This window comes from Dyadobacter sp. 3J3 (assembly GCF_009801115.1).
Lineage (GTDB): Bacteria > Bacteroidota > Bacteroidia > Cytophagales > Spirosomataceae > Dyadobacter.
On the sequence record NZ_VTOL01000002.1, the window covers coordinates 454,131 to 467,079 of the forward strand.

The 12,949-nt window shown below is 37.6% G+C and carries 12 protein-coding genes; 4 read left to right on the forward strand and 8 right to left on the reverse strand.

The genetic code is table 11. From position 1 onward, the window contains the following. Window positions 1-32: 32 nt before the first annotated feature. Window positions 33-1,505: a PLP-dependent aminotransferase family protein gene (locus FZF08_RS05775; protein WP_159467683.1), complete on the forward strand. Its 1,473-nt coding sequence runs from the start codon at window positions 33-35 to the stop codon at window positions 1,503-1,505. Window positions 1,506-1,569: 64 nt separating this feature from the next. Here the strand turns inward: FZF08_RS05775 and FZF08_RS05780 are convergent, their stop codons facing one another. From FZF08_RS05780 to FZF08_RS05815, 8 genes are all read right to left on the reverse strand, one after another. After that, window positions 1,570-2,703 carry a glycoside hydrolase family 5 protein gene (locus FZF08_RS05780; RefSeq protein ID WP_159467684.1) on the reverse strand — a complete coding sequence of 378 codons (1,134 nt, stop codon included), beginning with the start codon at window positions 2,701-2,703 and terminating at the stop codon, window positions 1,570-1,572. A 600-nt stretch (window positions 2,704-3,303) separates the two neighbouring features. Next, the gene (locus tag FZF08_RS05785) at window positions 3,304-4,419 is read right to left on the reverse strand and encodes a redoxin family protein (RefSeq protein WP_159467685.1); all 1,116 of its coding nucleotides are present in this window, start codon (window positions 4,417-4,419) and stop codon (window positions 3,304-3,306) included. Between the two features lie 90 nt (window positions 4,420-4,509). Continuing rightward, window positions 4,510-4,770, reverse strand: coding sequence for a hypothetical protein (locus FZF08_RS05790; RefSeq protein ID WP_229216431.1), 261 nt, complete (start codon window positions 4,768-4,770; stop codon window positions 4,510-4,512). A gap of 488 nt (window positions 4,771-5,258) precedes the next feature. Next, entirely contained in the window at window positions 5,259-5,840 is a 582-nt protein-coding gene (locus FZF08_RS05795; RefSeq protein WP_159467686.1) for a porin family protein, read from the reverse strand. Window positions 5,841-6,109: 269 nt separating this feature from the next. After that, a complete protein-coding gene (fabF, locus tag FZF08_RS05800; RefSeq protein WP_159467687.1) occupies window positions 6,110-7,372 on the reverse strand; it encodes a beta-ketoacyl-ACP synthase II in 1,263 nt (420 codons plus the stop codon). 165 nt (window positions 7,373-7,537) lie between these two features. Then, complete coding sequence (locus FZF08_RS05805; protein WP_159467688.1) at window positions 7,538-8,101, reverse strand: TetR/AcrR family transcriptional regulator; 564 nt, start codon at window positions 8,099-8,101, stop codon at window positions 7,538-7,540. Between the two features lie 43 nt (window positions 8,102-8,144). Next, complete coding sequence (locus FZF08_RS05810; RefSeq protein WP_159467689.1) at window positions 8,145-9,380, reverse strand: alkaline phosphatase family protein; 1,236 nt, start codon at window positions 9,378-9,380, stop codon at window positions 8,145-8,147. Between the two features lie 228 nt (window positions 9,381-9,608). Further along, entirely contained in the window at window positions 9,609-9,992 is a 384-nt protein-coding gene (locus FZF08_RS05815; protein ID WP_159467690.1) for a hypothetical protein, read from the reverse strand. 137 nt (window positions 9,993-10,129) lie between these two features. On the opposite strand from FZF08_RS05815, the gene FZF08_RS05820 reads away from it, so the two are divergent. The 3 genes from FZF08_RS05820 (at window position 10,130) to FZF08_RS05830 (ending at window position 12,900) form a co-directional block, all read left to right on the forward strand. Continuing rightward, a complete protein-coding gene (locus tag FZF08_RS05820) occupies window positions 10,130-10,804 on the forward strand; it encodes a response regulator transcription factor (protein WP_159467691.1) in 675 nt (224 codons plus the stop codon). Continuing rightward, window positions 10,801-12,087, forward strand: a complete 1,287-nt coding sequence (locus FZF08_RS05825) for a HAMP domain-containing sensor histidine kinase (protein ID WP_159467692.1) — start codon at window positions 10,801-10,803, stop codon at window positions 12,085-12,087. The genes FZF08_RS05820 and FZF08_RS05825 overlap by 4 nt, the downstream gene beginning before the upstream one ends. 540 nt (window positions 12,088-12,627) lie before the next feature. Next, entirely contained in the window at window positions 12,628-12,900 is a 273-nt protein-coding gene (locus FZF08_RS05830; protein WP_159467693.1) for a hypothetical protein, read from the forward strand. The last annotated feature ends 49 nt before the right edge of the window (window positions 12,901-12,949 follow it).

Below are 12,949 nucleotides of genomic sequence, written 5' to 3' on the forward strand. Positions count from 1 at the left end.
CATCCAATTTGGATAAAATCAGTAGTCCACTCATGCAGCCATTTTCATCATTAATTATCCCTGACAAAAATTCGAAACAACCTGTATACATACAGATTGCTAATCAACTGATGGATTTAATCCGAAAAGGTCTTTTAAAGACAGGCTATAAATTGCCCGGCAGCAGACAATTGGCTGGCTCTATCCATGTTCATCGCAAAACAGTTGTTCGCGCTTATGAAGAATTGCTGGCCCAGGGTTGGCTGGAAAGCCGTGTTGGAACGGGTACTTTTATCGCAGCCTCTTTTCCAGAATTAAAACCGCAATTTTCATTAGCGTCACCTTTAAAATACAACGATTCAAGTAAAAAGTCGGGCTTTACATTCGATATAAAACCTCATTTGAACAGAATGTTAATAAAAAATAACATGAAATTTCATTTGGACGATGGTTTTCCTGATCCAAGACTTGCTCCTTTGGAAGAACTTTCACGGGCATACCGCACTCAATTGCTGACGGGAAATTCTTATGCCAGACTTGGCTATGGTGATACCGCCGGATCCTTTTGGTTACGAAAGGAATTGTCAGAGTACTTAAATGAAACCAGAGGACTGCAAACTTCCCCTGAAAATGTTCTAATTATACGAGGAACAGTCATGGGACTCTATCTGGCAAGCACAGGACTACTCAAAAAGGGAGATTCTGTTGTTTTAGGGGAATTAAGCTGGGCCACTGCAACCAGTAATTTTTTGCAGGCTGGTGCTAATATCCTAAAAATTTCTGTTGATGAATTTGGTATCAGTATAGAGGCGTTGGAAAAAATCTGCCTGAAACAAACGATAAGGATGGTTTACGTAACGTCTCATCACCACTACCCCACAACGGTAGCACTTCGCGCCGATCGCCGGATACAATTGCTTCATCTTTCGGAAAAGTATGGATTTATAATATTTGAAGACGACTATGACTACGACTTTCATTATTTAAGTAAACCTTTACTCCCATTGGCTGGTGCAGACAGGTCGGGAATGGTTTTGTACTGTGGCTCTTTTACCAAAGCGATTTCACCCGCATTTCGGGTTGGTTATCTGGTGGGGTCTGAAAATGTAATTAGCTATCTCGCTCAGCTCCGCAGAATCATTGACCGCCAGGGTGACACCATGTTGGAAAATGCGATGGCAGAGCTTTTACAAAATGGTGTGATTCAACGCCATCTCCGGAAATCGTTAAGAACTTACCATAAACGGAGAGATTATTTTTGTGATCTTTTAAAAAGTGAGTTGCATGAACACCTTCATTTCCAAAAGCCGGTCGGCGGAATGGCCATTTGGACAATATTTGATAAAAAAATTAAACTGAAAGAATTGACATCGAAAGCTTTACAAAATGATTTGTATTTTTCAGACGGCTCAGAAAACAATTCTGCAACCGAAATTCGAAATGCAACCCGATTAGGTTTTGCTTCCTCCACAACCGAAGAATTGGAAGAGTGCGTTGGAATTATAAAAAAAATATTGGTAAAATAATGGTTGAAAGTAATACCTGAAGACTCCGCAGGAGGTGCTTATAAAAAGACAGCCAACACCTTTATTAATATTTCAACATGAGATTCAACAATTGCCTATCCAGCTTATGCCCATGAAAATCTTCATAAGCAACATCCGTCCGTTTGGAATCTAAAACACCGAAATCACCAATAAATTCCCAAAGTGAAAAGCCAATTCCGTTTGACGATAAAATATCGAGCACATCCCCAAACCAGGCAAGGAAAACATCATGTGGTGTTTTATTCCAGCTTCCACATTCGCCGCAGTGCACCCCTACGCCCTGATTCACCAGAGCAATCCAAGGTTTGTAGTATTTTTCAAGCATCTCACGGCTCAGATATTGATTCCCAACTTGCCCCGGCCATTTTGGGTCAGGTAAATGTTCCGGATCCTTATTTGCCCAGGGAGCTTTGTAGTGAGAAATAATTCCCGGATGATATCCGCGACAACTCTGCCCAATATCCAGATCCACGATTTCAGGAATCACGCTTGATCCAACATCATTTCCGTCTGCAATGATCAAATGTTTCGGATTTTCCTTTCTAATAGCTTCCGAAGCCGCAACCGCAACCTTCCTGTAAATAGCACCGGGCACAGAACTTCTTTTGGAAAGCTGATCATTCATATCTTCTCGCAAACTTGGCTCGTTCAACAAATCAAAACTTATTCTCTTTGAAGAAGTAGTCTTAAACCGTTTGGCCCACATATTCCAGTGAAAACAAAAAGCGTCAAGAGCTTCCTGATCCGTCCATAAATTATATGGCTCATGAAAACCAGCATTGACACAATATCCGGGTGCCCTGTGGAGGTTGAGGCTGACATGCAAATTATACTTATGAGCCAGAAAAACCAGTTTTTCTATTTTTTCAACGGCTTGCTCATCAATGTTATAAACCTCAGCAGGTGTGATATTTTTGCTTCGGTCAAATTTAATATAAGAAGGATAAGCCATCGGCAATCTTACAAAATCAAAACCCCAGTCGTGCATCCATTTGAAATGCTCTTCTACCGTAAGACGGCGGTCTGGTTTAGGATCCGGAGAGAAAAAATCAAGTAAATTAAATCCCTTCCATTTTGGCAATTTGTTTTTAGCTTTTGGTGTGGCAAATGCCTCGGGGCCTACAATTCCCAGTGCAGTGATCAATCCGGTATTTTTAATAAATGTTCTTCTGTACATAAGGCGAAGTTTTAGGGATGTCTTATCTAAAAACGACATTGCTCAATATTTTTCTTTACCCAACTTATTTAACAATAAAATACCTGACAATACCTAGAAAAATGTATTGTAAAAATGGGCCACACTCGACTCTTGAAAATATAAACCTTTTCCCAGCCTTTCCCCCTTGAACTGGATTCGCCGCGCTACTTTTAAAATAATATCTTTTAATGAAAATCCTTAATACGATTTTTCAAATGCTCCCCATCCAATTTGAACAATTTCGTATACGAATGTAACTTTAACCTATCATACCATTCTTTAATTATTTTTTTGAAGTAATAGTTTTTACCAAAACTGATGCATCAGGCAATCGGTTTTTAAACTTTCGCCTATCATACTGAGACTTGAATCAAATTTTTACCCAACTGACCCACCGAAAGCTGAGGTATCAAGCAATCTTTCAGTTTCAAAATCTCTGTAAACCTTCAAATTGCTACAACTAAAAACCGACATCCGATAGTGTAATTTTAAGTAGTCATTCGTGATGATGGCCAATATTTTAATCGACTAAAATGCCGCATTCCCTGCGGCGTTTTAATCAATTAAAATTAGATTATTTCAGTAAAAACGGCCTATATATTTATTTTCTACAATAGCCTTCTTCATTTTTTTAGCGTCAATCGGACCTTGTTTTGCGTAAACAATTTTCCCACCCGGTTCAACCAGAATAGTATAGGGTAAAGCACCTTGCCAGTTGGGATCAATCGCCTCGATTAATTTGTATTTATCTTCAACATTAAATATGTAGTTTTTATTAGAAGCATGTTTGCCTTGCAAAAATTTCAGGGCTTTTTCCTTTTTATCAGGATTATCTGCACTTACTGAAACAAATTCAAAATCGCGGTTTCTGTACATATGATGCATCTGCATAAAATCAGGAAACTCTGTTACACACGGGCCACACCAGGTAGCCCACACATTAATCAGCCTGAGTTTGTCCGTTTTATTTGAAATAAGTTCTTTCAATCCCGATTCATCAATCGTTTCAATACTTACCGGCTCTTTTGCCCAGGCTGCTTCTTCATCCTGCACACCATGCTCTTTTGTGATCCACTTCATTGAACATCCAAAAGTCTTGGTTGTTGGCACACTAACCGGTTTATTGTTTACCAATTCCTGAATGGCGTTGAAAGCATCCTTATTTTTTGGTGTTCCCGTTGGCTTTTCAACGTCATCAATTCTACCGTTATAGCGAAGTTTACGGTCTTTATCAAATACAAAAATATGTGGTGTAGCAACAGGCCCATAAGCCATAGCGGTTGACTGGTCGTCTCCGTCATATAGATAAGGAAAATTGTAATCCTTGTCTTTTGCCCTTAATTTCATTTCATCAAAGGTGTCACCCATATCCGTGTAACCAAGTTCATCCAGCCTTATAGCTTTTGGATCATTTGAAGAGATGACAACCATGGCGACCTTTTTAGCCTTAAATTCAGAGGTTAAAGTCTTGATCCTGTCCTCATAGGCCTGTGCAGTTGGACAATGATTGCATGAGAATACGATAGCCAATACCGGAGAATCAGCAAAACTTTTTAAAGAGTAAACTTTGTCGTCCACACCTTTCAGGTGAAAATCAGGTGCGGCAGAACCAATAGCCAATGTTTTCGCTCCTTGTGCCATTACGACATTAGCTAGCAAAATCATGCAAAAAGCAACGCTCAAATATATACGCATAGGACCAGTTATTAAATTTGATACAACTATATCAATAAACGACTTTTATTAAAGTATTTACTGATATAATTATATTAAATTTCTGGTATTTTATTTGGTCCTGGCTGCTGGCTCCGGCCATCTTACCGGTTCCAGATCCGATTCCAAAAACGGTTCGGTCACAAGAGCGTTATTTTGATTGACCCAGGTACACCATACCTTGCCGTTATACCTCCTTTGTGCGGTTTTTATTCCCCAACTGGTAGTAAGTCCGTCTGTAATTTCTGTTTGATATTCGTCAATTTGCATTAACTGGCTACTGCCTTTCCTTTTCACCCAGTCGTCTTTAATGTACTTAGGATTAAATATCATGATATAAGGTTTTATAGTGTAATTCTAACCCTTATAACAGTTCTCTTAACGTCGAATTTATTTATACTATTATCGATAAAGAAAATACCGTACCAAAATTCAAGTTTTAATCCATATTTCAAAAAAATTTACTGACAACTTATTTAACGAAACATTCAATGCCGTTAATAGAGGGCTAATTTATATTTTTAATGGAGCCTAGCAACCGTATATTTTACCAATAATTTGACCAAGAAATACAATTAATTTTACAAAATAGTAATATTAATTCTACAATTTCTTTGTTTTTCAAATTTCCTGTTTTACTTTTACAACACTTATTTTACAAGTGTAGAGGAGGGTTAAAATGAGCAAAAGGGCCTTGATACTATCAAGGCTTTTTATTTTTCCGGCTATTTTTTTCAGCGCGGAAATACGATAGTTTGTAGAATAAAAACAAAAAAAGTGGACAAAATGCCCACTTAATATTATATACTACATAATGACTATTACTTCACAACCGGGATAGCCCAGAACAAACTTACTTGTATCACGCTGCTTTTAAAATTCGGATCAATGTTATTTCCCGAAAAATCACCAACCTTAGAAAGACCAGCGATATAACGTGCACCAATACCAAGCCCTATTGGAGACTGATAACCCAAACCAGCTGCTGCTGCAAGATCAAGATTTTTGGCAAAGTGGTCAAACGTCTGACTAGGAATATCTTCGCTTGTGCGGAATGAGAACTGCGGACCAGCTTCAATATAAAATCCTCCTGTTGTCTTTAATTTGAACATCACCGGAACACCTACATAATTGGTCTTGTATTTTACTCCATCGAGATTACCATTATTTAGTTTGGCTCCTTGTGTTGAAAAAAGCACCTCCGGCTGTATCGCAAAATGCTGTCCTATTCCAAATTGTAAGATTCCACCCAAATGGAAACCTAAAAGAGCATCAGATTCAATATTTCCTCCTGTATAATTGCTGACATTTACCCCGACTTTCGGACCGAAACTGAACGACTGAGCAAAAGTAAATGTAGTCACAGCGCAAAGCATCATCAGTGTTAACGATAATTTTTTCATGTGGATTTTTATTAGAAAGTGTAAAAAATATTGTTTTAATCAAATCAGAAAAAATTATGCCAAATAGAAATTCCTATGTTTTCGCGTTATTAAATAGTGAGACATGATACTAACCAAAACAACAAAGTCGTACAGAAAAATAAGTGATCTTGACCCTATTATTTCAACGTCACCAGGATCATTTTAAAACAAAAAATGGATGCTGGATGAGAAGAATTTCCTCAATCAGACATCCATTTCCGTATTTCATAATCCAATTCCTGGATAATTTATTCTACAAATTTCTTAAATACACTTGTAGCAATATGACCACCAAAACCAAAAGTATTGCTCATTGCATAATTAACGGTTCTTTTTTGCGCAACACCCAAAGTCAGGTTAAATTTCCCTTGAAGCTCAGGTTCAATTTCCACCGTATTAATTGTAGGAGGAACAACATCATGGATGGTCGCCATGATACAGGCAATAGCTTCAACAGCACCCGCACCTCCAAGCAAATGACCCGTCATAGACTTCGTTGCACTAATGTTCATGCCGGAATTAAAACCAAAAACCCGCTCAACAGATTTCAATTCACTGGCATCACCCATCGGCGTCGAGGTCGCATGAACGTTAAGATAATCGATTTCCTGTGGCTGCAAATTCGCTTCCGAAAGTGCTTCCAGAATTCCTAGATAGGCGCCCTCCCCTTCCGGATGTGTACCCGTAAGATGATAAGCATCAGCAGCCATTCCTCCACCAACAACTTCTCCCAAAATTGGTGCGCCCCGTCTTATTGCATGTTCATAACTTTCTAAAACCAGTGCTCCTGCTCCTTCACCCATCACGAAACCATCACGGTTTACATCAAACGGACGGGAGGCTTTGGCAGGATCTTCGTTAAAAGTTGATAAAGCTTTTGAAGCATTGAATCCACCAATGGAAGTCTCATTGATCGGCGCCTCAGAACCTCCTGTAATAATCATATCCGCCTTTCCCCAACGGATATAATTGAAAGCATCAATAATGGCCGTATTAGAACTGGCACAGGCAGAAACTGTCGTGAAATTAGGCCCCCGCAAACCGTATTTTATAGATATTACCCCAGAGGCGATATCCACTATCATTTTTGGAATAAAATATGGATTGAAACGTGGTGTGCCATTGCCTCTGGCAAATTCAGATACCTGCTCCTGAAACGTCTGGATACCACCATTGCCACTTCCCCAGATTACACCAATCCGGTTTCTGTTAAGCGTTTCAAAATTTATATTTGCATTCTTAACCGCTTCTTCAACCGCTATTAACGCATATTGCGTAAAAGGGTCGTATTTTCTGGCTTCATTTCTTTCAAAAAAATCCTGTGCGTTAATGCCTTTAAGCTCGCAGGCAAATTTTGTTTTAAAATGTGTAGTATCAAATTTCGTAATATTCGCTGAACCACTAACACCGTTTATCAATGATTTCCAAAAATCATCAACGTTGTTTCCGATTGGTGTTAAAGCCCCAAGGCCTGTAATGACCACCCGGTTTAATTCTTTATTAATCTTCATTTTTGACCTAGATTGGTTAAAATATTAGCTTCCTGATTAGTTTCACAATTTCACAAGGCGAAATTAAAATTTGTTTCCACTAATACCTCTTAAAATATCCCTCATGAAATAAAAAACAAATTTACCGAACGATCGGTAAAATAAAAATTTTTCTACATATTTATTTTATTTGAATCCAAGAAGTTGAGGAATACGAGCCATGCTGGTTTTAAAAATACTATTGTCACTCATTGCCCTTGACAGTACCAGTGATCCTTGAATATTGATGATGGCTTCCATTGCTTTTTCATTTGCAAGGCTCTCCACCATACCATTTTGAAATGCAATTTTGGTAAAACCATTATTTAAAATAGCAAAACAGCTTGCAATATATTCCTGAAAATACGGTGTTTCTGAGCAGGCAGATAACATGCGCAGCGGACAATTTCTGGCACCATCTTCAAATAAAATATTGATAGGCAGCAACGCTTTTTCAAGTCGTTCCTGGACAGGTAAATTTTCCTGTTCAATTACAGATTGGAAATTTTCCAAAAACCAGATTTCCAGGTTTTTTAAAACATGGGCAGCCATATCTTTTTTCCCACCTGGAAAACGGTGGTAAAGACTAGCTTTCTTTAATCCTGTGGCCTGCGACAATAACTCCATAGAAGCGCCGTCATAACCGAAGCGGGTAAAAACCTCGGTCAACTTTCGGTCCACATCTTCCGGAAAAACTTTCGTGACTGGCATAATTATTTAATTTTACCGATTGTTCGGTAAAATTAAATAATTTTTATTCCACAACCCAGCGGTTCACCGTATTGTATTTTCCTTCCAAAACGATTTTATAAAATTTTGAAGGTATTTTAGATATATCCAGATCCGCTTTTTCACCGGCAGCAGGCACTTCATCCATTAAAAAATAGAGATCTCTTTCTCCTTTTTCAAAATGATTGGTCGTTGTTAACCACACTTTTACTGTTCCTTCTTTATCGGCTGCCTTCCAGGAGATATTAATTTTGCCAGCTTCCTTTTTCGTAACCGGATCCAGGATAGAAATTTTTCCTGTGAGTGAGACACCGTCAATTTCAAAAGCTTGTTCTTTTGGAAAATTTACATCCATATGCCGGGCAATCGTTGGCATAATATCTACAATACCCGGATTCGAATTAAAGTTAGCGTTCAAGTCACCCGCGTTGGTAACAATCCAGGTGCTTCGCTCACGGTCCGACTGACCGCCATGGCCTTTACCAGTTTTAGGGTCACGTCCATGATCCGTTGTAATCACGATCAGCCAGTCTTCTTTAAAGTTTTTCTCCCGATATTTAACTGCTTCCCACAAGCGCCCCATTTGATTATCCATCATTTTTATCGCGTCATGAAACTGGTCACTGTCCCCATAACGATGTCCCATATCATCCGTATATTCAAGATAAACCCAGGATAAATCCGGCGCATTATTTTTTATAGTAATTGCAGCTTCGTCTACCACCTTTTCATCAATCTGGTGCATATAAGCCTTTAACTTATCGTGTGGAAAATGAATGGTATCAAGCTCAAATCCATCGAAAGGAAAATCCGTTCTCAATTGATTAGTTTGCGGCAAACCATCGCCAACAAGTTTGGTTCTGTTGTCGAGCCAGGAAGAAAAAACTGCGCTGCGTTTATTTGGAAACTGCTCCTTGAAAAATCTGAAAACAGTCCAATAATTATAATTCGGATCTTTAATATCATTATCCCAAACATTATGCTTGTTCACCCAGGTACCCGTGAGCAAACTATTATACCCTACCGCGGAAATGGTGGGCGTTTGCGAATAAGTATTTTTATCTCCGCCCACGTGTGCATGTGTGTAGCCGCCTGCTTTCGAAATTGCATCAAGATTTGGTCTCGGAATACTTTCCAATGCATCCGCAGAAATGCCGTCAACGATAACAAAAACAGTTTTTTTTAATTTTGATTGTGCAGAAACTGAAAAGTTTTGAAAGCTAAAAAGCACTAATAAAACAGCAATGTATATTGACTTCATACCAGATTTTGAAGATTAAGTTTAGGATTCGGGCCGAAATTAATCATTAATATCACAGCTTGAAAAATCCTGAGCCGTAATACAATTAATTTTATAATAACATAACAAACGGGAAAACTTATACGCACCTTATGGTAACATATAAACTTTCCCGTTCTTACTTTTCAACTATCTGAGTTCAGGAGTCTGATCTCAGTTTTATTTTATTTTTATGGCTATTAATTTTATTTACACTTCAAAGATTAATTGCTCATCACGATCTGAAACCGGAATTTTTCTGATAAAATTATCATAACCTTCCTCCCCGGAATGATCGCTGTATACTCCATAAATATCCAGACTGTAACCTGTCAAACCATCATTAGCCTCTATAATATAGAGAATAGACGAATCAGCAGGATCAGATTCACCTTCAAAACGATACGTTTTAATAATGGTCAGATCTTCTGGATTATAGCTTTTTCCTTTTCCGGCCGTAAAACCATCCTCTGTCCATCTGAATTCATTATCAAGTTTTTTCAAACGTAATTTTTCCAAAACATGAGAAAGCGTAGCCATTTCTGTAATCCTCGGATTAGAATCCGGCTCGTTTGTGATGAGGTTATTTTCCATTATTTTTTTGGTAAGGATGTCGTGGTTTATTAATTCAATTTCATCTTGTGTAACCCTATTACTTCAAATATTATGCCATGATATGTGATCAAATGATCTCCCAAATTAATTCGAAATTCTATATGTAAATTAGCACCATGAAAATCCTTATAATAGAAGACGAAAAGGAGCTTGCTCATAATATTTCCGCTTATTTATCGGATGAAAATTATTTATGCGAATTTGCTGAAACCTTTCAACAGGCTTTGGAAAAAATTGAGGTATATCACTACGATTGCATACTGCTGGACCTGATGTTACCCGGTGGAGATGGATTAAAAATTCTGGAACAGCTGAAAAAGCAGGATAAACAGGAAGGCGTGATCATAATTTCTGCCAAGGATTCTTTACAGGATAAAATTGCGGGACTGCAAATCGGGGCCGATGACTATCTGGCAAAACCTTTCCATTTATCAGAACTTGCAGCTCGAATATATTCTGTAATCAGAAGAAAGCAATTCGGAAATTCAAATATTATAAAACTGCATGAACTTCAAATTGACTTACTGGCCAAAACAATTCTGGTTAATAACGAGCCAGTGATTCTGACAAAAAAAGAATTTGATTTGCTATTGCTTTTTATTGGAAATAAAAACCGTGTAATTTCCAAAAGTGCGTTGGCTGAACATTTATCCGGAGATATTGCAGATATGCTCGACAATCATGACTTTGTATATGCTCATATCAAAAACATGAAAAAGAAACTGGTGGATGCGGGATACCGGAATTACCTCAAAACGATCTATGGAACGGGCTATAAATGGGAAGCATGAATAAACTTTTAAATAGGCCTCTTAAAGTCTTCACGCTTTACGCTTTGTTGGTTTTAGCTTGCAGTATCCCAGTTTATTATTTTATCGTCGATTATATCTGGCGCAATGAACTGGATGAATATAACGAGATTGTGAAGAGCAGAATTGAGTCCGGGCTGAACAAACTAAGTCTTGACAAAGACGAATGGGCGCAAACGATTGCATTATGGAATAAAACACAACCCGGTACGACAATAGAAAAATCTGTACTTAAAGAAAGTCGTCCGGATAGTATTTATTCGATCATGCGACAAAAGCAAAGTGCAAATGAGGAAGATCTGGAACGGTTCAGGGGATTGTCGACCTATATAAGGGTAAACGAAGATATTTATCATCTCACTATTGAAATCAATGTTGAAGAAGCACATGAAACTGTTTTTGCAATAGCAGCGGTAACCATGTTCTTTTTTATAATACTTCTGGCCGGTTTTGTAATTTTAAACAGAAGAATTGCTACTCAAATCTGGAAGCCATTTCAATCGACCTTAGAAAGATTAGAAGCATTTGATTTGAACAGTCAGAATAATATCGATTTGGAAAAATCTGATATTCAAGAGTTTGAGCAGCTAAATCAGGCTTTATATCTGTTAATTGCAAAGAATATTTCCGTCTTCCGCCAACAAAAAGAATTTACAGAAAATGCCTCGCATGAATTGCAAACACCCCTTGCGGTATTGAAATCGAAAATCGATTTGCTTATGCAAAATGAGTCACTTACCGAAAGCCAGTCTGAGCTTATTGCTTCTTTAAATATCCCTCTTTCAAGAGTTTCCCGAATTAATAAAAACTTGTTGCTGTTGGCAAAAATTGAAAATCATCAATTCTCCGAGGGAGAACTCGTAAACCTGACCGAGCTCGTAAACCAAAACCTGGATTTTCTGGAAGAGCATTTGATCGCAAAAAACAATACTGTCGAGATGGAAATTTGTGAGCATTGCGTCGTTAATGCAAACAAAAGCCTTGTGGAAATTATGCTGGTCAACTTACTTCTCAATGCAATTCGCCATAACCAGGAGAATGGAATGATAAAAATTCAGTTAACAAATAAAAAGCTGACAATCAGCAATACTGGAAACTCCTCTTTAAACAAAGAAACCTTGTTCAAAAGATTTATAAATTCTTCTACCAACACGCCAAGCAGCGGATTAGGGCTTTCCATTGTCAAAGAGATTGCTAATCGTTACCATTGGCATGTTGATTATCAGTTTGTTAATCATTTTCACCAATTTTCTGTGAAGTTTTAAATAAGTATTTATCCCTGAAGAAAATGTGTAACATTATTAATATTGAGTGATGAACTCACAATACTGAAAAACCCGAAGTTGGGCTAAGATAATTAGAGTTTACTACTTTTTGAAATTCCTGATTGCGAAGAATTATACTCTACACTCGAAAAACTTCTACCCTCCTGTACTTTTTGGTTGACAGGTCTTTTAAATAATATTGCTACAAGCATAACCATGGTCAATAATGAGACAATAAAAATACTATCTGTGTATTGTTCAATTTTCTTGGCCATATTTTTAATATAAATTTATTGTATCAGGATGGTGCGATTTGGCATTGCACACAAATATAAAATTTTTTTTTGCTGTTAGACGAATTACTTATTAAAAATATTTAATTCTAGCAAAAAAACAGAATTATATAAGTGACACCTAAAACAGATTTCCGCCATTAAAACTTATTCTCTATTATGTGTGTCTCCATTTGTGATGGCATTACTTTTATAGTAAAAACGCTTGTCACTTAAAGGAAATCTATTACTTAAAAACAATCCTGAGATGGAAATTAGCACTGAAAAAATTCTACACCGCCCTTTGGGCGAAAAATTGAAAATTATCGTATTTGCAAATGTGAGCCCGGATGGTTGTGAATGGTCTTACAAAGTTGAAAGTTATGAACTGGATGGATGGGTTGATCCTGTTATTCGTGCAAAAAATCAGGGCAGGGAAGAAAATTACATCGATTATATATCGCAGGAGGAAGCCTTTGAGGTTCAAAAGGAATTTTGGGAAAGTTTAAAACCTCAACTTATAAAAAACCAGGAAGCTTAACTAACTTGAGGCCCAGTCTAAAGATCAGAGTTTTCTGTTCAATACTTTA

Coding starts and splice junctions, on each gene's coding strand:
- FZF08_RS05775 (WP_159467683.1), top strand. CDS start 33: ATGCAGCCATTTTCATCATTAATTATCCCTGACAAAAATTCGAAACAA.
- FZF08_RS05780 (WP_159467684.1), bottom strand. CDS start 2,703: ATGTACAGAAGAACATTTATTAAAAATACCGGATTGATCACTGCACTG.
- FZF08_RS05785 (WP_159467685.1), bottom strand. CDS start 4,419: ATGCGTATATATTTGAGCGTTGCTTTTTGCATGATTTTGCTAGCTAAT.
- FZF08_RS05790 (WP_229216431.1), bottom strand. CDS start 4,770: ATGATATTTAATCCTAAGTACATTAAAGACGACTGGGTGAAAAGGAAA.
- FZF08_RS05795 (WP_159467686.1), bottom strand. CDS start 5,840: ATGAAAAAATTATCGTTAACACTGATGATGCTTTGCGCTGTGACTACA.
- fabF (WP_159467687.1), bottom strand. CDS start 7,372: ATGAAGATTAATAAAGAATTAAACCGGGTGGTCATTACAGGCCTTGGG.
- FZF08_RS05805 (WP_159467688.1), bottom strand. CDS start 8,101: ATGCCAGTCACGAAAGTTTTTCCGGAAGATGTGGACCGAAAGTTGACC.
- FZF08_RS05810 (WP_159467689.1), bottom strand. CDS start 9,380: ATGAAGTCAATATACATTGCTGTTTTATTAGTGCTTTTTAGCTTTCAA.
- FZF08_RS05815 (WP_159467690.1), bottom strand. CDS start 9,992: ATGGAAAATAACCTCATCACAAACGAGCCGGATTCTAATCCGAGGATT.
- FZF08_RS05820 (WP_159467691.1), top strand. CDS start 10,130: ATGAAAATCCTTATAATAGAAGACGAAAAGGAGCTTGCTCATAATATT.
- FZF08_RS05825 (WP_159467692.1), top strand. CDS start 10,801: ATGAATAAACTTTTAAATAGGCCTCTTAAAGTCTTCACGCTTTACGCT.
- FZF08_RS05830 (WP_159467693.1), top strand. CDS start 12,628: ATGGAAATTAGCACTGAAAAAATTCTACACCGCCCTTTGGGCGAAAAA.